Here is a 21,709-nt window from a genome sequence, read left to right as displayed (position 1 = left end):
CGGCTGCGGCGCGGGCGGGCGCGGAGCGGCGACACCGGGCTGGGGCGCGGCGGCGCGGGGCGCGGCGGGCGGCGGCAGCGGCGCGGCGAGCGGGGCCACGGAGGGAGGAGGCGGCGCCTGCGGGCGCAGGTCCGCGAAGGCCGGCAGGTCCTGGCGGGGCTGCACGGCCGCGGTGCGCTCCGGCGTGCGGCGGTCGATGCGGATGTCCCGGTCGAGCAGGCTCGGCACCGGGGTGTCATGGACGGTGATGGCACACGCGGAGCAATCACCCACGGGTGGAAGCGTGGCACCGCACTTCAGGCACTTGGACAACGGATTCCTCCCGGCTGGACGACGGGGGCCATGAAAAGACGTCCACGCGCGGGGAGCAAGAAAAGTGCGAGCCCCTGAGGCCCCTCGCTTGAGGAACCGTCAGGGGCTCGTCAACCGCTGCTTTCAGCACGTCCCCTTGGGGACGTTGCCAGTGTTGGGGGAGTTCACCCCTAGGCATGTACGCGCCGGCGTCCCGCTGCCCCGACCAACAAGAGAACCGCGATTGCGCCAATCACCGACATGATGATGCCCGACGGATGCAGGTCGAACAGCCGCCCGTCACGCTGGAAGAGGGAGCCGACCAGGCCGCCCACGAGCGAGCCCACCATGCCCAGCAACGTCGTGGCCACCAGACCCATGCTCTGCCGTCCCGGAAGGATGGCGCGGGCGATGAGACCCGCGATGAGGCCGATGACGATGAATGCGATGATCCCCATGAGTGTCTCTCCTAGGTTGAGGGACCTCATGAGGTCCCGGACGGCAGAAACCTAGGAATGACCAATGGACATAGGGAACCCGCCCACCCCAGGCGTCAGGTTCCTTGCCTGCTACCCGAGTTCGCCGTCCAGATGCATCATGACGGACAGTGCCGCCAGGGCAGCCGTCTCCGTGCGGAGGATTCGCCGGCCCAGGGTGACACCGCGAGCCCCCAGTCCCTTGAGTGCTTCCACCTCCTCGCGCGCCAGCCCGCCCTCCGGTCCCACCACCAGCGCCACGGGCGTGCCCGGGCCCGCCGCGCGGAAGGCCTCGCCCAGCGGCACCGCGGACTCCTCCTCGTCCAGCACCAGCAGCACCGTGCCCGGCGCCAGCGCGCGCGCCGTCTCCAACAATGGCGCCGGTGTGGCCACGCGCGGCACGTCGTCGCGCCGGCACTGACGCGCGGCCTCCTCCACGATTTTCGTCCACCGCGCGGTGCGCTCCTCCGCGCGCTTCGGCTCCAGCTTCACCACGCTGCGCGCCGTCGCCACGGGGAGGAAGGCCGTCGCGCCCAGCTCCGTGCCCTTCTGCAGCACCCACTCCAGCTTGTCCCCCTTGGGCAGCCCCTGCAGCACGCTCACCGCCCGGCGCGCCGGGGCCACGCGCGCGGTGCCCAGCGTCACCCACACCGCCTCCGCGCCCACGCCCGTCACGCGCGCCTCGAAGGCGCGGCCCTTGCCGTCGAAGACCTCCAGCGAGTCCCCCGCCTCCAGCCGCAGGACATGGAGGAGGTAGTGGCGGCGCTCGCCGGTCAGCTCCACCTCGGCGGGGGCGGGCTCGGGCAACGGGACGAAGAGGCGGACCACGGCGGCTTCCTCCAGCGGTGCGGGAGGACCTGCACCTCCCGCGTCAGGGGGCGCGACTTGAGCACAGTCGGGGCGGCCGGGGGAGTCGCGGGCCGCGCAAAGCGGTGGGGCTCCTGGTATGGCGCCGTGCCATGTCCACGCTCACCATCGAGACCACCCGCTCGGGCCTCGTCGAGTCCGTCCACGCCGTCTCCGTCGCGGTGGTGGACTCGGAGGGCGCGCTCGTCGCGTCGGCCGGGGACCCCCAGCGCTTCACGTTCTGGCGCTCCGCGGCCAAGCCCTTCCAGGCCATGTCGCTGGTGCGCGACGGCGCGGCGGAGCGCTACGGCTTCGGCTCGCGCGAGCTGGCCCTGGCGTGCGGCTCGCACTCCAGCGAGCCCATGCACCGCGCGCTGGCCGCGTCCATGCTGCGCGCGTGCGGCTGCGAGGAGCACCAGCTGGCCTGCGGGCCGCACCCGCCGCTGTCGCAGGCGGTGGCGGACGAGGCGCTGCGCGCGGGCGTCGTCATCACCCCGCGCTGGAGCAACTGCTCGGGCAAGCACGCCGGCATGCTCGCGCTGGCGCGCCACCACGGCTGGAACACCGCGGGCTACGAGCGCGCCGGCCACCCCGTGCAGGAGCGCGCGCTGGACGAGGTGCTGCGCTGGACGGGCGAGCCGCGCGACGCGGTGCGCCTGGGCGTGGACGGGTGCACGGCGGTGTGCTTCGCGCTGTCCGTGCGCGCCATGGCCACCGCGTATGCGCGCTTCGGGACGTCGACGGAGGCGGCGGCGCGCACGCTGCGCGAGGCCATGCTGGCGCACCCGGAGCTGGTGGCGGGCACCGGCCGGCCGTGCACGGACGTCATGTCGGCGGCGCGCGGCGCGGTGGTGGCCAAGGTGGGTGCGGAGGGCATCTACTGCGCGGCCCTGCCCGGGCTGGGGCTGGGGGTGGCGCTGAAGGTGGAGGACGGGGACATGCGCTGCTCGCCCCCGGCGCTGCTCTCGGTCCTCCGGCAGGTGGGCGAGCGGCGGGGGCTCGGGTTGGGAGGCGTGGCGGACTTGAGGCAGCATTCGGAGCCGGTGCTGCGCACCACCCGTGGTGAGCCGGTGGGCGCGCTGCGAGCCACCGGCGCGCTGCGCTTCCATTGAGGCTTCCCGGCCCGGACCGGGCGGAGGAACACGTCAGAATGCGCCGACGCGACAAGGGCCGCCAGCACGGCCGCGACACCACCGTGGCCCGCTTCGCGCAGCGCCGCGCCAACGAGGTGCTGGTGATGGCGGAGAGCTCGCTGAAGGGCGAGCGCCGCGTGGCCATCATCCGCATCGTGCTGGTCGTGCTGCTGACGCTCAGCCAGATGGTCATCGCGCAGTTCTTCGGTGACGAGCGGCCGCCGTTCGACCTGCTGCGCGGCTTCATCATCGCGGCCTACGCGTCGTTCGCCGTGGGGGCCCTCATCGTGCTGCGCTTCCAGCAGCCGCACGCGCGCCGGGCCAAGTGGCTGCCGCTGCCCACGACGGTGGCGGACACCGGCTTCTTCGCGTTGATGGCGTGGCACACCTTCTCGCGCACGAAGCAGTTCGACCCCGGGATGCTGGCCGCCAGCCTGGGCATGGTGCTGGCCTTCTCGGTGGCCCGCTACTCGTGGCTGCACGTGGTGCTGTCCACGACGCTGTCGTCCATCGCGTACCTGACGCTCTCGGTGATGACGGGGCACTTCTCCCCGATGCGCGGCAGCTTCGTCGTCTTCTGCTTCGTGGCCCTGGGCGGGCTCATCGTCCTGACGAACGCGGAGGTGGGGGGCATGTTCCTCATCCTGCGCCGCCGCGATGGTCTCTCGCGCTTCCTGCCGAAGCAGGTGGTGGAGCGGGTCATGCGACTGGGGGACGAGTCGCTCCAGCCGGTGCAGCGCGAGGTGACCATCCTCTTCAGCGACATCCGTGACTTCACCGCGCTGAGCGAGACGCTGCAGCCGCGCCAGGTGCTGGAGCTGCTGGACGAGTACTTCGGGCACATGGGCCACATCGTCATGGCGCACGACGGCGTCGTGAACAAGTTCTTGGGGGATGGGATGCTCGCGTGCTGGGGCGTGCCGGACCACCGCGCCGACCATGCGGAGCTGGCCATGCGGGCAGCGCTGGACATGCGCGCCAAGCTGGAGGAAATCAACGCGCACCGGGAGCAGCAGGGCCAGCCGCGGCTGCGCATCGGCATCGGCCTGCACACCGGCGTGGTGGCGGCGGGCATGCTCGGAGGCGTCGAGCAGTACGAGTACACCGTCATCGGCGACGCGGTGAACCTGGCCTCGCGCGTGGAGGGGCTCACCAAGGTCCACGGCGTGGACATCCTGGTGAGCGAGAGCACCTGGAAGAAGGGCGGCGGCCGCTTCTCCGGCGAGTGCCTGGGGCAGACGAACGTGAGGGGCCGGCGCGAGGCGGTGGTCGTCTACACGCTCGAGGCGCGGCTCCCCGCGAGCGAGGCGCTCCCCGTCCTGGCCGCGGCGAGCGGGACGTAGCGGGCCGTGCGGTGCGCGCGGCCCGGGCCTCACCTCCGTCACGTCGCCAGCGGGGCCACGGGCGCGCCGCCCGCCATCACCCGGGCGTACAGGCCGCGCTTCAGGCCCACCGCGAACAGGGCGAGCGTGAGCAGGTACACGGGCTCGATGAAGAAGAGCTGCGGCCCGCCCAGCGACAGGCCGTGGGTCTTCTTCTCGAAGACGACGTGCGCGGCGATGACGAGCGCGAAGCGCACCACCATGACGCCCACGGCCACGATGGCCACGGTGACGCCGGGCAGGGTGCCCACGGAGGTGGCCGCCGCGAGCAGGGGCGCCAGGGGCAGGGCCATCAGCAGCCCCGCCGTCCACTCCAGGGTGATGGCGTAGAGGACGACTGCCACGACCAGGGTGTGCGCCGCCGTGAGCTCCAGGCCGGCCACCGGCAGGTGCACCCGGCTCAGGGGCACCAGCAGGGCGAAGAGGAACATGTACGCGCCCACGAAGTGCACGGCGCGGCTGACGCCGTTCTCGTGCAGGGGCATCCAGGCGCGCAGCTTGTCGGCGAAGCTCATGGGGGCGGAACCTAGGCGCGGACCGGGGTGCCGGCGGGCTGCTGGGCCTTGAGGGAGTAGTCCCCGAAGAGCACCGCGACGAAGAAGAGCGGCCCCACCAGCGCGTGGACGAGGTTGGTCAGGAACGAGGGGGACTTCTTCTCCCAGACGCTGTGGCCGGCGAGCTGCACCAGCCAGCCGAACACGGCGATGGCCACCACGCTCCACACGGGCATCAGCCGGCCCACGGGGATGCAGGCAATCATGTACACCATCACCACCGAGCCCAGCTTCACGTCGGCGCGCAGGTACCAGATGGCCGTCGTCACCATCGCCACCATGCTCAGCGTGAGGACGCCTCCCGGCAGCGCCGGCACCGTCGCCAGCTTCACCCAGTCCAGCATCGCGACGATGTGCAGCACGATGAGGGGAATCGCAATCTTGTGCGTGAGGCGGTTGGTGGGGTGCTGGTGAGAGGAGTAGTACTCATCGAACAGGGCGACCACCTTGGGCTTGAGCATGGGTCCTCCGGCAGAAAGGGATGTGGGGGGTACGCAAGGTAGGTGAAGTCGCGCCACGTTTCCTGGCCGGACGCGCCAATCTCCTGGCAAGGGACGCCAGCGCGCTTCAGCCGCCCTCGGCGCCTTCACGCCAGACGCGGGGCGTCATGCCCGTCCACCGCTTGAAGGCGCGGTCGAAGGTGCTCAGCTCCGAGTAGCCCAGGAGGAACGCCACCTGGCTGACGCCCAGGTGCGGGTCCTTCAGGTACTGGAAGGACAGCGCACGGCGCACTGCGTCGACCTCGTCCTGGAAGGACGTGCCGTGGTCGGCGAGGCGGCGCTGGAGGGTGCGGAGGCTGACGTGGAGTCCCCGGGCCACGTCGCCTACCTGGGGCGGGCCCTCCTGGAGCGAGGCACGGATGGCGTCGCGCACGTGCTGGACGAAGTCGGGTACCGGCGGGTCGGCGGGAGGGGCGGCTGCCAGGGGCGCACCGGCGGCGCGCTCCAGCACGGAGAGCAGGACGGGGTCGGCGCCCACCACGCGCAGGTCCAGCGTGGCCGCGTCCAGCGTGAGGGCGTTGCGACCGCCGCCGAACTCCGGAGTGACGCCGAAGTGCTCCACCAGAGGGCGGATGTCTGCCGGGGCGGGGTGGGCGAAGGCGACGGCCGCGGGACGGCGCCAGGGCTGCTCGGTGAGCTGGCGACCCACGTGGACGAAGAGGGCCAGGCCGTATTCGCTGGCGTGGCGACCATAGGCCAGCGGCTCGCCGGGGATTCCGTAGGCGAAGGTTCCGCTCCCGTCGGCCGCGTCCTGGAAGGAGGCCTGCCACGCGGGCTCCAGCAGGGCCATGTAGCGGGCCAGGGCGCGGAAGGTGTCACGCACGGTGGCCGAAGCCCGGGCGATGTACTCCACCAGGCCGTAGGTGCCCCGGGGCACCCGCTGCGCCACGTGCAGGCCGAGGAAGGCGTCCCCTGAGAGGGCCTCGGCCGCATCGAGGAAGGCATGCAGCGTGGTGAGGGGGAGGCTGACCTCGGGGAGGGACGCGGCGTTGGCGGGCAGCCCGAAGCGCGCCACCAGCGGCATGGGGTCGTGCCCCGTCGCCCGCAGGTACGCGAGCAGCGGGCCCACGAGCTGGGACCGGACGTCGGCCGGAGGCCGGAAGGGGGGCTGCGTCTCCACGCGGCACGGACGCTACCGCGTCCCGGGCGCCGGGCCCAACCTGTCGCGGCGGTTCCGTGACGTGTTCACGACGGCAGGTCAGCGGCGCCGGTCTGCTCCATCCGCGGCTCCCGGGACAGGCTCTTGCTGGGGGCGTGGCTCAGGGCCTCCTTCACCGCGCCCAGGAACTGGCCGATGTCATAGGGCTTGAGGAGCAACTCGATGACATCTGCCCCCGTATACTCCCTGGCCCCCTCCCGGTTGGTGGTGGTGAGGACGAAGGGGCGGCCGGTGACCTCTGGGCGGCCGGACAGCTCCTGGAAGGTGGCCCAGTTGCGGCCGAAGGGCACGCTGACGTCGAACACGATGACCGACGGGTCGTACTCCTGCACCAGCTGGCGGAAGTCCTCGCGGCCCCGCTCGATGTCGGGGATTCGGACGCAGACCGCGGCCAGGCCCTCGGCCCGGAGCAGCTCGCTGAGGACGTCCAGCAGGTCCTCGTTGCCATTGAGAATCAGCACCGTGGGACGTGTCATGGTGGGGGCAATCTGCGTCGGTCGCGGCGAGGCGCCACCCGGCAACCCCCCTCTTCGTACACCCGCCAACAGGCTGCCCGGCCGCTCAGCCAGCGAGCGCCGCGCGGACGCGCTGCTTCAGCGCCTCGCACTCTCCGGGCGCGTAGACGGGCCCCTTCACCGCGCGGGGGTTGATGGGGCCGCCCTCGAATGCGTCTCCCACGTAGCGGGGGAACAGGTGCATGTGGAGGTGGGGCAGGGTGTTGCCGTGCACCTCGTAATTGAGCTTCACCGCGCCCGTGAGCGACTGGAGGATGCGGGAGACGCGCTGGATATCGTGCATGAAGGCGGCGCCCTCGTCCGGCGTCAGGTCGTGCAGCTCCACGGCGTGCCGCCGGAAGACGAGGCAGCAGTAGCCCTGCATGGGCGACTCCTCGCCCATCGTGACCCAGCACGACTCCAGCTCGGCGATGACGTCGTGGGGGACGCCCTGGCGGCAGATGACGCAGGCCTCGCCGCTGCACAGCCGTGCCCACTCCTCGGGGTTGGTCCACCTGCTCATGCACCCGCTCCTATATGGTGGACGATAGACCTGTCACCACCCGGAGCGACTCGCGCGCATGGACAATCTGGCCCACTCACTCGTCGGCGCGTGGATGGCGGAGGCGGGGCTGAAGCGCACCACGCCGCTGGCCACGGCAACGCTCGTCATCGGCGCCAACCTTCCGGACGTGGACGCCGTCTTCGCCCTCGGAGGCTCCGACGTGTCGCTGTACTGGCGGCGGGGGTGGACGCACGGCGTGCTCGCGCTGTCGCTGTGGCCCTTCGTGCTCGCGGGGCTGATGATGCTCTATGACCGCTACGTGCGCAGGCGCAGGCACCCGGAGCTGCCCCCCGCGCGCTTCGGCCCGCTGCTCGTGTGCTCGGTGCTCTCCGTGCTCAGCCACCCGGCGCTGGACTGGCTCAACACCTATGGCGTGCGCCTGCTGATGCCGTTCGACGGGACGTGGTTCTACGGCGACACGCTCTTCATCATCGACCCGTGGGTGTGGCTGCTCGCGGGGGCCTCCGTCATCATGGCGGACGCGAGGACGCGCAAATCCGCCGCGGGCTGGCTGGTGCTGGGCGCTGCCACCACCGCGCTCATCACCATTCCCCCCTTCGCGCCGTGGCCCGCCAAGGTGCTGTGGGTCGTCGGCGTGGCGGCCATCCTCTGGCTGCGGCTGCGCGGCACGCACGTGCTCTCCGTCCAGCGCGTGGCCACGGTGTGCGGCGTGTCGCTGGTGCTCTACCTGGGCGCCATCCTGCTGGGCTCGCAGGTGGCGGCGCCGGGCGCGCAGGCGTGGCTGCGGGGGCAGGGGCTGCAGGTGGAGCGCACCATCGCGGGCCCGCTGCCGGCCAACCCCTTCGTGCGCGACATCATCGCGCTGGGGCCGGACCGGTATCACTTCGTCCGCGCGGACTTCCTGAAGGGCGGCGGCGAGCGCTACCGCACCTCCGACCCGAGCCAGCCGCGCCAGCCCGAGCCCGGCCCCGTCATCCAGGCCGCGCTCGCGGCGCCGGAGCTGCGCGGCCTGGCCAACTGGCTGCGCCTGCCCACCTTCCGGCAGGAGGAGACGCCGGACGGCTGGCGCGTCACCATCCACGACGTGCGCTACTCGCGCATGCAGAGCGGCGGGCTCGGCTCGGCCGTCGTCGAGCTGGACCGCGAGCTGCGGCCCGTGAAGGTCGGCAGGCCCGAGTAGCCGTCAGCGCTTCAGGTCGATGCGCACCCACTCGCCCTGGCTGTCGCCGGGCAGCAGGGTGAGGCCCAGCTTCTGGTAGGCCGCCTCCACGTCCGTGCGCTGGTGCGCCAGCACGCCGGCGAGCACCAGCCGGTCCTTCACCTTGGCGGCGATGAGGGGCGCCAGCTCGATGAGGGTGTTGGCCAGGATGTTGGCCAGCACCAGGTCGAAGGTGCCGTCCACCGCGGTCAGCTCCTTGCCGGACACCTCGATGTCCGGGGTGCCGTTGTCCGCCTGGTTCTCCTGCGCCAGCTCCACGGAGACGGGGTCGTTGTCGGTGGCCACCACCCGGCCCGCGCCCAGCTTCTTCGCGGCGATGGCCAGCACGCCCGTGCCGGTGCCCACGTCCAGCACGCTCGCGCCGGGGTGGTCCTTCATGTACGCGTCCACCGCCGCCAGGCACAGCGCCGTCGTCGGGTGGTCACCGGTGCCGAAGGCCATCTTCGGTTCAATCACCAGCCGCACCGCGGCCTCCGGCGCGTTCTTCACGTCCCACGGCGGCCCCACCCACAGCCGGCCCACGTGCACGGACTTGATGAGCGACTTCCACTCGTTGCTCCAGTCCTGCTGCGGCTGCTCGCTCAGGCCCACCCGGGCCTCGGGGAAGGCCTCCTGGACCTGCTCCTGCGCGTCCTCGGCCGTCTCCCGCTCGTCGAAGTAGCCGATGACGATGGCCTCTCCCGCCTGGGGGGCGCGCACGCCCGGCATCAGGGGCCCCTCGCGGTCTCGCACCTCGAGGCCCAGGGCCCCGGCTTCATGGAGGAGGTCCTGTACGGACTCGGACGCTTCCTCGGGCAACTCCACGGTGAGTGACAGATAGGTCTGGGACATGCGGGCCCTTTTATCCCGACGTGAGTAGCGTGGAAGCGCCGTGAGATACCCCTTCGCAACGTGGCCCCTGCTCTGCCTGGCCGCCTGCTCCGGCCCCGACGCGCCGGATGCAGCGGTCTGTCAGGATGTCGTCATCCGTCTGTGCCAGACGGCCGCCTGCCCGGGCGTCTCGGACGGGCTCGGCGTCCCCATCCCCTGCGAGTCCACCCTGCTGGAGCGCACCGGGTGTGGCGCGGAGGAGTTCACCTTCAGCACGCCCACGCGCGAGCGCTTCCTGGACTGCCGCGAGCCGCTGCTGAGCCGGGGCACCACCACCGAGCGCCCTCCGGCGTGTGAGGACACGACCCGGTTGCTCACCACCTGCCCGGACGTGGCGGACTTCTTCCGCGGGGGGCAACCATGAAGCGGCTGGGCACGGCGGCACTGGTGCTGGCGGTGGGCTGCGCGCCGCTGGACGTGGAGCGGCGCACGGAGCGCGGGGCGGTGCTGCGCACCTATACCCAGGAGAAGACGCTGGGCGAGCGCCTGCCCTTCGCGGACGTCCAGGCGCAGTGGCCCCAGCTCACCGTGCGCTTCACCACGGCGGACATCTGCCGCACGGAGCAGCACGCCGAGTACGCCGAGGAGGTCATCTCCACCCGCTCGTCGCCGGGCGCGGCGGCCGCCACGAGCAGCGGCGCCGTCCTCGCCGCGGTGGGCGGGGGCCTGCTGCTGGGGCGCACGCTCTTCTCCGACGTGCCGGACCGGAGCTCCATCGACCGCGAGGGGCGCTTTGGCGCGTCCAGCCGCGACGTGGCCACCGGGTGGGGCACGGGGCTGCTCATCCTGGGCGTGCCCGCGCTGGTGGCCGGCATCGTCCAGATGGCCCGGGGCGGCGAGGCGCGCGAGACGCGCAAGGCGGACGAATTGCTCTCCCTGCGCGAGGTGCCCTGCAAGCCCGAGCCCGCCGACGGCGTGGTGGAGCTGGGTGGCGGCAGCGGCCCCCCGCCGCAGCCCCGGATGACCTCCAACGGCGCGCTGGTGCTCACCGCCGAGGAGGTGCGCGGCATGACCTTCACCGGTCTGGTGCTGGACGGTACCCCCGTCCTCCTGGACGACGACGACCGGGACCGGCTGGAGACGTTCCGCACCTGCGCCACGCTGCTGTCCATTCCCGTGAACCCGGAGGCGCTGGCCCAGGAGGCGCGGGGCCACCCGGAGCGGGTGCGCATGCGCCGCGAGCTCACCCGCACCTGCAACACCCTCCCGGGCGCTCCGACGGGGCCGCTGCTGGAGGCCCTCGACGCGGCGCTCGGGGACGCAGCTGACTCCGGGCCGACACCCGCGCCGCCGCCGGGCTGACACCCGCCCCGTCCCACCGGACAGTCACCGTCCTCAAACGCACGCACCTGCCCTCCGGTACGGGGCGCAGCCCGAGCAGCGTACCCACCGTCTGCCTGGGCGAGGCGGTTGGCGTCGGCGAGCGGGCGCGCACGTGGTGGGTGCGCATTCCGCACAAGTCCTACAGCTCGGGGGGCTGGGGCGGGGCGTCGGCGTGACGTGCTCCGGAGGTGTTCCTGTCTCCCGCGGCGGGTCCGGCTGTTCAGCCGTTGCGGAGTGCCGATGCGAAGCCGTCCTGGGGGATTCACACTCATCGAGGTCGCGGTCGTCCTGACCCTCCTCTCCATCCTCGTCACCCTGTCCGTCATGGCGCTGGGCGTGCTGCCCGCGAAGGCGCGGATGTCCGGCGGGGTGATGGAGCTGAACGCGGCGCTGTCCGCGGCGCGCGCGCACAGCCTGGGGCGCGGGGTGCGCACCGCGGTGCTCATCGACACCGCGGAAGGGGCCACTGAAGACGACGCGCGCATCCGCCACTGGACGGTGGTGGACCCGTGGTTCCTGCTGGACGAGGCCATGGCGGCCAGCCCCGCGTGGCGCTCCCCGGAGACGCTGGTGCCGCCGCTGCCCGCGCCGGCCGGGGCGTACTTCCGCCTGCTGGACTCGGGGCACTTCGGCACGGCCGTGCGCCTGGCGCCCGCGGGCTTCCGGCACCTGGCGCGGCCCACCATCCAGCCCGGCTGCGTCGGCGCGGGCGCTCCCGCCGTGGAGCTGACCTCTGGCACGGCCGAGGGCTCGCGGGCCTTTCCTCCCCCGTTCTGCCAGGTGCCGGACGACGCGCCCTGCACCTTCTGCTCGCTGGCCGGGAGCACGATGAGAGGCGCCGTCTTCTTCGAGCCGGACGGGCGCGTGGTGCTCGTCGACGCCGTGGGCCAGGAGGACGCGCGCGGCGCGGGCTCCATCGTCTTCGGTGGGCAGGCCCCGGACGCGGACGTGCGCGCCCTGGTGCTGCTGGACACCGGCCTCTTCCGCTCCTTCGACCGCAACCCGTGAACGCCATGTCCCGACTCCCTTCGCGCCGCAACGCCAGCGGCTTCACCCTCATCGAGGCGATGGTCGCCTCCGTCGTCTTCATGCTGGGCATGGCGGGCCTGCTCGGCGCCATCATCCACGCGCGCGCGTCCACCTCCACCGCCCGCCGTCACACCCACGCCGTCGCGGTGGCCACCGACCTGGTGGCGCAGGCGCAGCTGTGGGCGTACGACGACGCGCGGCTGGTGCCCTCGGCGTCGCCGTGCGCGGAAGACCCCACCGACGCGGCGGGCGCGCTGCTGGACCCGGCGGCGCCGGGCCACGCGGCCTTCCTCGCCTGCCTCCACGCGGAGCCCTGGCTCCAGTCGCGCCCGTGGGGTGGGCTGCCGGAGGCGGACTTCCCGGTGGGGCAGGGCGCGTGGGACCGCTACCGCCGCTACTTCGTGGTGAACGAGGTGGACGCGGCCGGCCGCCCGGTGACGGCGGCGCAGGCGCACTCCGGCGCGCGCAAGGACGTCTGGGTGCTGGTGACGTGGAGCGAGGGCGGCACCGTCCGCCGCGTCACCAGCCAGGTCATCAAGTTCAACCCGGTGGCGCTGACGGGACTCGGGGGAGGTCGGTGATGCGGGCGCGCTCGGGACGGGGCTTCACGCTGATAGAGATGTTGATGGGCACCGCGGTGGCCATGCTCACCGTGACGGCCGTGGCCGCGGCCTTCATCGCCTTCACGCGGGGCGTCTACACGCAGGAGGGCATTCGCGGTGGACAGGCCGGCCTGCGCCAGGGCCTGCATGACCTGACGCGCGAGCTGCGGATGGCCGGCTACGGCCTGGAGCCCGAGTACGCCTTCGGCCTGCCGGAGGGCTGGGCGGGCTCGGGGCCCAATGCGTCGGACCGGCTGGTGGTGCGCTCGAGAGACCTGCGGTTCAGCGCGGCGGTGGCCCAGGACGGCGCGTCCGCCGGCAGCGTGAGCGTGGCGTCGCTGCCCATGGCGCTGCGCCGGGGGCAGGTGGTCCAGGTGGTGTGCCCCGGGGCGCTGCGCTGGGGCTATGCGCGGCTGGCGGCGGACGTGGAGCGCTCCAACGGCCCCACGACGCTGTCGCTGGCGCCCGCCACGGGCACCTTCCCGGACCTGGGCGCGGTGCTCGACGAGCCCTGCTTCGACGGAGTGGCCGGACTGCCCGCGCGCGTCTTCAAGGTGGACGTGCGCGACTACACCGTGCGGCTGCTGGACGACGACGGAGACGCGGCCACACCGGAGCGGCCCTACCTCTTCCGGGGGCACGGGCTGGGCGGGCGGCCGGACGCGCTGGGCGCGCCGGTGGCCGACGGCATCGAGTCGCTGCGCATCACCTTCCTGCGCGAGGACGGCACCGCCTTCGTCCCGGAGTGGAGCGCGGCGCACCCGCCGCCCACGTACGAGACGCCCTCCAGCTCGCCCCTGCGCCGCAACCGCAACCCGGCCAACGTGCGCGCGGTGCGCCTGGGCGTGGTGGCGCGCGCCTCGCTGTCGGACTCCGTGCTGCGCGGCGCGGGGATGGAGGCCAGCATCCCCGCGTTCGGCGGCGAGCCGGAGCTGCCCGCGCCGCCCGGCTTCCGGCGCTTCCTCTACGAGACCACCGTCTTCCCCCGGAACCTCCGCTCCACGGAGCTGCCGCTGCCGTCCTACTCCCAGGACACCACCACGCCCGGCGCGTGCTCGGGCCGCATGCCCGCCGACGGGCTCCTCTGCGCTGGAGGCTGAACCATGAAGAACACCCCCAAGGACGCTGCCCGTGGCTCGGTGCTGCTGCTGGTCGTGGTGCTGCTGGCGGTGGTGACGGTGCTGGCCATGGCCGCCATCGGCTTGTCCGGTGCCGAGCGCGGCGCGGCCAGCAGCTTCCGCTCCAGCGAGGAGCTGGTGGCGTGCGCCGACGCCGGCCGCCAGTACATGCTGTCCCGCTTCCGGCTCCTCGGTCAGTCCCCCACGCAGCTCACGCCCACCAACCAGCGCCTGGACGTGGCGGGCCTGCCCGGGTGCGAGGGCGGCGTGACTGGTGACGACGGGCGCTGCATCCGCAGCGGGCACCTGGGCGAAGCGCCCACCATCAGCGGCGTGAGGCTGGTGCCGCAGCTCACGCTCGGGCGCCGCTCCAGCGCCAGGGACCTCACCAACGTCATTGCCCCGGCGGCCGGCCTCGGCGGGCAGACCTACCAGGTCATCGTCCACTGCGTGGACAGCCGCGGCGCGGAGAGCGAGGTCGAGTTCACCCTCCGCTTCGGCCTGTAGCGCCCACCCGGCCCGGCCTCCCCGCCCCGGCCCGCGTCACTTCCCCAACGTCTCCGCAGGAGCCACCCCATGCGCCTGTCCTCCCCGTTCCTCCGTCATGCCTCGCGCCGCCGCGCCGCCCTCGTGGGTGGCCTGGCCGGCGCCGCCGTCCTGCTCACCGCCGGGCTCGCCGTCTCCGGCGCCATGGACCCGCCGCCCTACGCCGCCTGCTGCACCGGCCCGCTGGCGGTGGGGGACGCGATGCTCCAGCCCCCCTCCGGCGCCGACAAGGAGTTCTTCGAGGCGCAGACGACGCCCCCCGCGGCCATCTTCCTGCTGGGCAACAACGCCACCATGCAGGACTTCCACACGCCGCTGCCGGAGGTAAGCCCGGATGCCACCGGCTGCTCGGACCCGGCGCTGCGCGGGGCCATGTCCTGGTTCGACCTCCAGTCTTCCGATGCGCGCCTCAACGGCTCGCGCATCGCCGACCCGGACGCGCAGTTGGGAGGCGGACGCGGCTTCTTCGACCCGGACAAGTACTACCTCTCCTATGGCACGCGGCTGCCGCTGCAGCGGGACGTCAGCCGCAACGACAACGTCGGTGACTCGCCCTTCAACTACACCGTGCTGCGCGACTTCCAGGGCGCCGAGGGCACCCCGCGGCCGGAGGCCATCTGCGACAACAACTGGGTGGGGAACGCCGCGATGCGGGCGGCCTGTGAGACGTGCCTGCGCACCGTGGGCTGGTTCCGGGGCAACGCGGAGAACGGCGGCAAGCGCCACCGCCGCTGGGTGGTCAGCGGGCGCGTGCTGAACGTGCGGCCGCCCAAGTTCGTCGCCGCGCGCAAGGTGCTCAAGGACGTTATCAACACGGTGCCGGACCTGCGCATGGGCGTGGCCACGTTCAGCCACAGCGATGACCTCTTCGACCCCGCGTGGCTGCTGCGCCCCCTGAAGCCCTCGTGCGAGAAGTCCTGGCCGCTGTTCTCCGAGCAGGACCTGGAGCGCGGCGGGCTGGTGACGCAGGTCAACGCCATCGAGTTCATCAACAGTGAGCGCTCCATCGGCGAGTCGCTCTACAGCCTCGGGGCGTACTTCTCCTCGCAGCGGCAGGACAACGTGTGGGGCCGGTGGTTCACCAACCCGCTGGGCTCCACGGCGGGCTACCCCGGCGCCCCGGGCGGCACGCGAGACGACAGGGATGGGCGCGGTGACACGTGGGCGCGCAAGACGCACGACTTCACCCACCTGGGGGGCGATTACCAGGACCCGCTGCCACTGGAGGGCACGGGCGACGACAAGTCGGTGTGCGCCGCCTGTCAGGCCAGCGCCGTCATCGTCCTGTCCGACGGCCAGCCGGACAACGACAACACCGTGCCCGTCTACAAGATGCTCAGCCTGCTGATGGAGGCGGGCGCGAAGCACCCGGATGGCACGCCGCTGACCTTCAACCCCGGCGTGGATGGGAACCCGGGTGGGGTGAACTACTGCGACCGCTACGGCGCCACCAAGGTGGACTGCGACTACTTCCTCGACACCGATGGTGACGGCCTGGATGACGACGACAGCGGGCCCAAGGGCGGCGACGCGCACAACCGCAACTACATGGATGACGTCGCCTTCTTCCTCGCCAACACGGACCTGCGCGGGGACCTGACCGGGGTGCAGTCGGTGCGCACGTACACCATCGGCTACGGCGACAACAGCCCCATGCTGCGCAGCATGGCGCACGCGGGCGCCGGCCGCTTCTACCGCGCGGACGAGCCGGGGCAGCTGCGCGACGCGCTGATGACGGCCATCGGCGACCTGCGGGAGACGGCGACGTCGTTCTCCTCCGCGAGCGTCGCCAGCGTGCAGGCCGGCAGCGCGCAGACGTCCGCCTACGTGCCGCGCTTCATCCCGCGCCAGGGCCAGCCGTACGAGGGCCACCTGTACCGCTTCTACTTCTATGGCGAGTTCGCCCAGGGCTGCGACGCGGCCCGGGCCCGCACCCAGGACGGAGACCCGCTGGACCTCAACGGCGACGGCGACTGCGATGACTCGTTCTACCTGGACCGGCCCGCGGGCTTCACGCCCGGGCCTGGCGCGGTGCCTTCCCCCACCGCCTTCACCGCGAACAACATCGTGGAGGAGAACGTCTCCGGCGAGTGGGTGAAGGCCGCCAGTGCCCGCCGCAACGCGCAGGGCCGGCTGGAGGGCGGAGACCCGGCGGTGCCCTTCTGGGATTTGGGCGAGACGCTCGGCCGCCGCAGCGCGTCCGCGCCGTGCGAGCAGCTCGGCAACCCGGGCGCGCCCATAAGCGAGACGGGAGGCCGCTGCCTCTTCACCCTGCGGGACAGGGATGGGAACGGGCGCTTCGACCAGGAGGACAACCCGCCGGTGCCCTTCGACGTGCAGCACGCGGACGAGCTGCGCCCGCTGCTGCTGTCGGGCGGTGACGGCTTCTGCTCGGACGTCTTCGCGCGGCTGGACCGGGTGTGGAATGGCGGCGCGGCGGAGGAGGCGGAGTGCGCGCGCGCCGTCATCCGCTTCGTGCGCGGGCAGGACGTCTTCGACGCGGACGGAGACCGGGACAGGGACGAGGACCGGCCGTGCGCCGAGGACAGCGGCCGCTCGTGCAAGCTGGGCGACATCTTCCACTCCTCGCCCATCCTGGTGGAGCCGCCCGCGGAGCCCTTCCTCTGCGACCTGGGCCTGGCCCCGCAATGCCTGCGCACGCTGTACGCGGACTACGTGCAGGAGGGCACGCCGCCCACGTCGGAGCCGGTGTGCGGGAGCGGTGCGTCCGCGAAGCCCTGCTACCAGGCCACGCCCATGCGGCCCCCGCTGAACGTGGGGGACGGGGACTACGGCGCCTATGGCCAGTACCTCCAGGCCCAGGGGCGCAGGGACCGCTTCCTGCTGGTGGGCTCCAACGGCGGCATGCTGCACGCGGTGCATGCGGGCCGGGCCCTGGCGTCACCCGGGCGCACCAGCGCGCTGGAGGACCTCTACGATTTAGGCACCGGCCAGGAGCTGTGGGGCTTCATCCCGCCGGACCTGCTGCCCCGGCTGGGCCTGCTCGTCCGCGGGCACGAGTACCTGGTGGACGGCACGCCCATGGTGCGCGACGTCTGGGTGGACGGGCTCGACGACAACCGGGTGGAAGGGACGGAAGGGGAGGGCCGGGGCGACGGCGTGAAGCAGGCGTCGGAGTTCCGCACGCTGGCCATCCTCACCGAGCGGGGCGGCGGACAGCGCTACAGCGCGCTGGACGTGACGGACCCCTACGGGATGCTGGGCAACGTGGCCGGCGCGGCCGGGCCCTTCCGCTGGATGTTCCCCCAGGCGTGCGATTCGGAGGCGGCCCACATGGGGCAGGCGTGGATGAACTTCGCGCCCAAGCCGCCGCCCATCGGCCCGGTGCGCCTCGCGAGCGCGCGGGAGTCGCGTGGGTGGGAGGAGCGCTGGGCCGTCTTCCTCAATGGCGGCTACAGCGCCGACCTCACGCGCGGGCGCGGCCTCTACGTGCTGGATGCGTGGACGGGGCAGAAGCTCTGGTCCTTCGCCTCGCGTGCGGGCGCCGGGGGCGGGGACAGCTACCAGGCCATGGCGGACCAGCTGATGCCGGTGGCCGCGGCGCCCGCGCTGGTGGACGTGGGCCGGGCGCTGGACCTCAAGGCGGACCAGGACGGCTTCTTCGACACGGTGGTGGTCGGGGATTTGGGCGGACAGGTGTGGACGTTCCGCCTCTTCGAGCCCGGCGAGGACTCCAGCGGCACGGTGACCAACTGGCATGGCGCACGCACCTTCGAGGTGGCGCGAGGCCAGCCGGCGCACCAGAAGACGCCCTTCTTCAACATCGCCTCCAACACGCTCCAGCCGGAGACGGGCTGGCTGCGGACGTACCTGGGCACTGGAGACCGGCAGCACCTGCGCGACACGGAAGGGGAGGCGTGCGGCCCGGACAACCTGCTGGCGTGCGTGCGCATGAAGTGCGACGTGTCCCTCACGCTCGCAGGCGCGGTGTCCGGCGTGTCGCGCACCAGCGTGCTCGAGTACTCCGGCGGTGTGCTCACGCGGAATGAGGACACCGTCACGGGGGCGCCGGTGAACGTGTGCGCCCCGGGCCGGCTGGAGCTGACGCAGCTGTCCATCGACTGCGGTGGCGGCGCGCTGGGCTCCGGCCAGTACCGCTTCCCTCCCAACCCCAGCGTGCCCTCCGGCTCGCGCAGTGAGTGCACGCTCCAGAATGGCCGCTGGAGCTGCGAGTCCCGGCGGCTCGCCACCGGGAGCAAGGGCAACCTGCGGCTGGGGGAGGGGGACCGGAGCCAGGTGCCGCACAACACCTACGTGGGCTTCTACAACTACGGCGGCGCGCGCGCCTTCACGGACAGGGCCTCCGCGCTGGCGCTGGACGGCCGGCGCTGGACGGACGTGGATGACGCCTGCCCCACCGGCCGGGACTGCGGCCTGCGCGACGTCACCATTCCTCCAGCCCAGCTGCGGGCACGGCGGATGCCGGATGGCTCGCTGCAGAGCTACGTGACGCCGGAGGCGCTGGCCGCGCTGCCGCGCGCGTCCACCACGGGGGCCGGCTGGTTCGTGCGCTACGGCGGCCTGGACGAGAAGACGGCCGCGGGCTCCAGCCTCCTGGGCGGCATCGTCTTCTGGCCGTCCTACGCGCCGCCGGTGACGGTGCCCGGGGCGTGCCGGACGACGGGCGCTGGCGACCTCGGCCGCTCGTGGCAGATGGACTTCATCACCGGCTGGCCGGACCAGGCGGAGAGCTTCAAGCTGTACGACGACGACGGCAGCCTCGCGGGCTACCTGCCCTTCAAGACGCGCGACGTGCTGTCGCCTCCGCCGGAGCCGGCCAGCGTCATCACCGTCTCCCGGACGGGCGCCGTCCGCTACACCACGCTGGACACGGGCGTGGGGCAGTCACCCAACCAGGAGACGCTGCGGCAGAACGACCACCCCGTCTCGGACATCTCCTGGGTGGAGGTGCCCAGCAGCGTCCACGTCTGCCGCCACGTGGACGCCAGGGCCTGCAAGTAGGGCCGGAGCCCTACGGACCGACGATGGCGAGCGCGCTGCGGTCGAAGTCGATGACCCGGCGCGCCACCTCGCGCACCTCCGCGGATGTCACCGCGGCCACGTGGTCCGCGTAGTGGAGGAAGTTGTCCAGGCCCAGGCCGTAGCACGAGTCCAGGGCCAGCAACCCCGCGCGCGCGCCGTTGCGCTGCAGGCCAATCTCGTGCGTGCCGATGAGGTGCTGCTTGGCGCGCGCCAGCTCCTCCTCGGGGATGGGCTCGTCGCGGATGCGCTCCAGCTCCGTGCGGATGCCGGCCAGCGCCGCGTCCACCTTCTCCGGGCTGGTGCCCATGTAGACGGCGAAGTACCCCGGGTCGAAGCCTTCAATCGCGAACGAGCTGACGCTGTAGGCCATGGAGCGCTTGTCGCGCAGCTCCACGAAGAGCCGCCCGCCCTGGCCGGACAGCACCGTGGAGAGCACCTCCAGCGCGTGCCGCCACTTGTCCCACAGGCGCGCGCCCGGGAAGCCCAGCACCAGGTGCGACTGGGCGCGGTTGAGCACCCGCTTCTCCTGGCGCGGAGAGGACGGAGGCGCCTCCACCTCCACATGGGGCGGCGGGGCGGCCTTCCCGCGCGGGGTGCCGAAGTACTCGCGCGCCAGGGCCAGCACCTCGTCCACCTTCACGTCACCCACCACGCTGAGCGTCAGCTGCGACGGGTCCATGTGCGCCGCGTGCCACGCGCGCAGCTTCTCCGGGGTGAGCTTCTCCACGGACTCCTGCTCACCCAGCTGCGGCATGCGGTACGGGTGCGCGCGGTACATCGTCTTGCTGAAGAGGTCGAAGGCCAGGCTGGACGGCTTGTCCTCGCGGGTGAGGATGTCCTGGAGCATCAGCGTGCGCTCGCGGGCGACCTCCACCTCGGGGAAGGACGGGTTGAGGAGGCAGTCCGCGAACAGGCGGAAGGCCGGCTCGAAGTGGCGCGTGAGGAACTCGCCGCGCAGGCTCACCGAGTTGCGCCCGCCCTGGCCGCCCATGCTGCCGGCATACGCGTCGATGAGCTGGGAGATGTCCTCCGCTTCGTGCGACGGCGTGCCCCGCGTGAGGCAGCGGGTGAGCAGCGTGGAGATGCCGTTGTCGGCGGGCGTCTCGTAGCGCAGGCCGCCCTGGAAGGCCGCGCGCATGGCGAACAGCGGCACCGCGGGCTCCACGCGCACGACGATGGTCGCGCCGGAGGGCAGCTTCTCGGTGATGATTTCGCTGGGGCCCGCGCCCGCGCTCCGGGCGAGGCGCGGCGAGGGCTCGCCGGCCGGCACCTTGCGCGGCTTGCGCTCTGGCGGCGGGGCCACGGGGCCGCGCTCCACGCCGTCCAGCACCGCGTGAAGCTGCTCCTCGGTGAGCTCGGTGCCCGCGGGCAGCAGGCCGGTGATGACGGCGCGGTCGAAGCGCAGGTAGCGCTCGGCGGCCGAGCGCAGGTGCTCGGGCGTCAGGCCGCGCACGGCCTCGTAGTACCGCGCCTCCGCCTCCAGGCTGCCCATGCCGGACTGGTAGGAGCCCATCTTCCGGGCCACGCCCTGCACCGTCTCGCGCTGGTACACGGCCTCGGCCTCCACCAGCGCCTTCGCGGTGGCCAGCTCGTCCGCCGTCACCGGCGTGACGCGCAGGGTGGCGAGGATGCGCGCCGTCTCCTCCAGCGCGCGCGCCGCGTTACCCGGCGGCGCCGTCAGCGACGCGGAGAACAGGCCCGGGTCCCTCGGCGTGTAGGCGAAGGCGTGGACGTCATTGACCAGATTGTGCTTGCGCTTCACGTGGCGCGTGAGCCGGGACGCGTCGCCCTGGCCGGCAATCATCGCCAGCACGTCCAGCGCGGGCGTGTCCGGGTGGTCCGCCTGGGGAATGGCGAAGGACAGGTGGAGCCAGGCCTCCTTCACGTCGTCCGGGCGCAGCTTCACGCGCCGGCCCGTGGGCGCGGGCTCCACCGGGCGCGTCACGCCGCCCTCGTATGGGCGGCCCCAGTCGCCGCCGAAGATTTCGTCCACCCACTGCCGCAGCTCCGCCTCGCGCAGGTCTCCCGACACGGAGAGCACCAGGTTCTTCGGCGTGTAGTGCCGGTGGTAGAACTCCAGGACCTTCTCCCGCGTGAAGCTGCGCACGCTCTGCTCGGTGCCGATGACGGGCAGCCGGTAGGGGTGCACCTGGAAGGCGGTGGAGAAGAGGTCTCGCGAGGCGCGCCGCGACGGGGTGTCCTGGCTGCGCTTTATCTCCTCGCACACCACCTCGATTTCGCGCGCCAGCTCCTCCGCGTCGAAGGAGGAGCGCCGCACCGCGTCGCCCAGGATGTCCAGGCCCGTGCGGGCGAACTGGCTGGCGATGACGATGTGGTAGACGGTCTGGTCGTAGGACGTCCACGCGTTGATTTCGCCGCCGTGTGACTCCACGTCGCGGGCGATTTCACCGGGCCCGCGGTTCTCCGTGCCCTTGAAGAGCATGTGCTCGTGCAGGTGGGCCAGGCCCGCCTGGTCCGGCCGCTCGTCCGCGCTTCCTACTTTCACCCAGACCTGGAAGGCCGCGACCTTGGCGGCATGCTGTTCCTCGAAGACGACGGTGAGCCCGTTGGGAAGCGTGTAGCGGATGGCCATAAGGAACGTCCGAAGCTGGCACCGGCCCCAGTCGAGGGCAAGGC

The 21,709-nt window shown here is 72.5% G+C and carries 19 protein-coding genes and 1 pseudogene; 10 read left to right on the top strand and 10 right to left on the bottom strand.

All coding sequences use genetic code 11. The features are described 5' to 3' along the window. The 3 genes and pseudogenes from LXT23_RS17875 to LXT23_RS17865 all read right to left on the bottom strand — a co-directional run. Nucleotides 1-312 (bottom strand): annotated as a pseudogene (locus tag LXT23_RS17875) (RDD family protein); the annotation flags it as partial. Nucleotides 313-482: 170 nt separating this feature from the next. Then, nucleotides 483-749 (bottom strand): GlsB/YeaQ/YmgE family stress response membrane protein, encoded by a 267-nt coding sequence (locus tag LXT23_RS17870; protein WP_253981376.1) that lies wholly within the window; start codon nucleotides 747-749, stop codon nucleotides 483-485. A gap of 111 nt (nucleotides 750-860) precedes the next feature. Next, nucleotides 861-1,595: a 16S rRNA (uracil(1498)-N(3))-methyltransferase gene (locus tag LXT23_RS17865; RefSeq protein WP_253981375.1), complete on the bottom strand. Its 735-nt coding sequence runs from the start codon at nucleotides 1,593-1,595 to the stop codon at nucleotides 861-863. A gap of 131 nt (nucleotides 1,596-1,726) precedes the next feature. On the opposite strand from LXT23_RS17865, the gene LXT23_RS17860 reads away from it, so the two are divergent. Together LXT23_RS17860 and LXT23_RS17855 are read left to right on the top strand one after the other, a co-directional pair. Next, entirely contained in the window at nucleotides 1,727-2,725 is a 999-nt protein-coding gene (locus LXT23_RS17860; protein WP_253981374.1) for an asparaginase, read from the top strand. 38 nt (nucleotides 2,726-2,763) lie between these two features. Then, on the top strand, nucleotides 2,764-4,089 hold the full coding sequence (locus LXT23_RS17855; protein ID WP_253981373.1) for an adenylate/guanylate cyclase domain-containing protein: 1,326 nt from the start codon (nucleotides 2,764-2,766) through the stop codon (nucleotides 4,087-4,089). Nucleotides 4,090-4,127: 38 nt separating this feature from the next. Here LXT23_RS17855 and LXT23_RS17850 read toward each other — a convergent pair whose 3' ends face one another. The 5 genes from LXT23_RS17850 to LXT23_RS17830 form a co-directional block, all read right to left on the bottom strand. Further along, entirely contained in the window at nucleotides 4,128-4,643 is a 516-nt protein-coding gene (locus tag LXT23_RS17850; protein WP_253981372.1) for an Mpo1-like protein, read from the bottom strand. An 11-nt stretch (nucleotides 4,644-4,654) separates the two neighbouring features. After that, the gene (locus LXT23_RS17845) at nucleotides 4,655-5,143 is read right to left on the bottom strand and encodes an Mpo1 family 2-hydroxy fatty acid dioxygenase (RefSeq protein ID WP_253981371.1); all 489 of its coding nucleotides are present in this window, start codon (nucleotides 5,141-5,143) and stop codon (nucleotides 4,655-4,657) included. 106 nt (nucleotides 5,144-5,249) lie between these two features. Beyond that, nucleotides 5,250-6,302 carry an AraC family transcriptional regulator gene (locus LXT23_RS17840; protein WP_253981370.1) on the bottom strand — a complete coding sequence of 351 codons (1,053 nt, stop codon included), beginning with the start codon at nucleotides 6,300-6,302 and terminating at the stop codon, nucleotides 5,250-5,252. A gap of 65 nt (nucleotides 6,303-6,367) precedes the next feature. Then, nucleotides 6,368-6,817 (bottom strand): response regulator, encoded by a 450-nt coding sequence (locus LXT23_RS17835; RefSeq protein WP_253981369.1) that lies wholly within the window; start codon nucleotides 6,815-6,817, stop codon nucleotides 6,368-6,370. A gap of 85 nt (nucleotides 6,818-6,902) precedes the next feature. Further along, complete coding sequence (locus LXT23_RS17830; protein WP_253981368.1) at nucleotides 6,903-7,358, bottom strand: HIT family protein; 456 nt, start codon at nucleotides 7,356-7,358, stop codon at nucleotides 6,903-6,905. Between the two features lie 58 nt (nucleotides 7,359-7,416). Here LXT23_RS17830 and LXT23_RS17825 point away from each other — a divergent pair, with 58 nt between their 5' ends. Then, entirely contained in the window at nucleotides 7,417-8,541 is a 1,125-nt protein-coding gene (locus LXT23_RS17825; protein ID WP_253981367.1) for a metal-dependent hydrolase, read from the top strand. Nucleotides 8,542-8,544: 3 nt separating this feature from the next. On the opposite strand, the gene LXT23_RS17820 is transcribed toward LXT23_RS17825, so the two are convergent. Further along, nucleotides 8,545-9,411, bottom strand: a complete 867-nt coding sequence (locus LXT23_RS17820) for a 50S ribosomal protein L11 methyltransferase (protein ID WP_253981366.1) — start codon at nucleotides 9,409-9,411, stop codon at nucleotides 8,545-8,547. 40 nt (nucleotides 9,412-9,451) lie between these two features. Between LXT23_RS17820 and LXT23_RS17815 the strand changes: the two genes are divergently transcribed. The 7 genes from LXT23_RS17815 to LXT23_RS17785 all read left to right on the top strand — a co-directional run bounded on the left by LXT23_RS17815 (nucleotide 9,452) and on the right by LXT23_RS17785 (nucleotide 19,051). Further along, a complete protein-coding gene (locus LXT23_RS17815) occupies nucleotides 9,452-9,814 on the top strand; it encodes a hypothetical protein (protein ID WP_253981365.1) in 363 nt (120 codons plus the stop codon). Next, nucleotides 9,811-10,752, top strand: a complete 942-nt coding sequence (locus LXT23_RS17810) for a hypothetical protein (protein WP_253981364.1) — start codon at nucleotides 9,811-9,813, stop codon at nucleotides 10,750-10,752. The genes LXT23_RS17815 and LXT23_RS17810 overlap by 4 nt, the downstream gene beginning before the upstream one ends. 261 nt (nucleotides 10,753-11,013) lie before the next feature. Next, nucleotides 11,014-11,781 carry a pilus assembly FimT family protein gene (locus LXT23_RS17805; protein WP_253981363.1) on the top strand — a complete coding sequence of 256 codons (768 nt, stop codon included), beginning with the start codon at nucleotides 11,014-11,016 and terminating at the stop codon, nucleotides 11,779-11,781. A gap of 5 nt (nucleotides 11,782-11,786) precedes the next feature. Then, nucleotides 11,787-12,383 (top strand): type IV pilus modification PilV family protein, encoded by a 597-nt coding sequence (locus tag LXT23_RS17800; protein WP_253981362.1) that lies wholly within the window; start codon nucleotides 11,787-11,789, stop codon nucleotides 12,381-12,383. Continuing rightward, complete coding sequence (locus LXT23_RS17795; RefSeq protein WP_253981361.1) at nucleotides 12,383-13,504, top strand: hypothetical protein; 1,122 nt, start codon at nucleotides 12,383-12,385, stop codon at nucleotides 13,502-13,504. Before LXT23_RS17800 ends, LXT23_RS17795 begins: the two co-directional genes overlap by 1 nt. A gap of 3 nt (nucleotides 13,505-13,507) precedes the next feature. Next, entirely contained in the window at nucleotides 13,508-14,029 is a 522-nt protein-coding gene (locus LXT23_RS17790) for a hypothetical protein (protein ID WP_253981360.1), read from the top strand. Nucleotides 14,030-14,098: 69 nt separating this feature from the next. Continuing rightward, nucleotides 14,099-19,051 carry a pilus assembly protein gene (locus LXT23_RS17785; RefSeq protein WP_253981406.1) on the top strand — a complete coding sequence of 1,651 codons (4,953 nt, stop codon included), beginning with the start codon at nucleotides 14,099-14,101 and terminating at the stop codon, nucleotides 19,049-19,051. Nucleotides 19,052-19,061: 10 nt separating this feature from the next. On the opposite strand, the gene LXT23_RS17780 is transcribed toward LXT23_RS17785, so the two are convergent. Beyond that, nucleotides 19,062-21,665: a M16 family metallopeptidase gene (locus LXT23_RS17780; RefSeq protein ID WP_253981359.1), complete on the bottom strand. Its 2,604-nt coding sequence runs from the start codon at nucleotides 21,663-21,665 to the stop codon at nucleotides 19,062-19,064. Nucleotides 21,666-21,709: the final 44 nt, after the last annotated feature.

Source organism: Pyxidicoccus xibeiensis (assembly GCF_024198175.1).
Classification (GTDB): Bacteria; Myxococcota; Myxococcia; order Myxococcales; family Myxococcaceae; genus Myxococcus; species Myxococcus xibeiensis.
The sequence above is the reverse complement of the archived record's forward strand: the minus strand, read 5'-3'. Positions and strand labels throughout refer to the sequence as shown.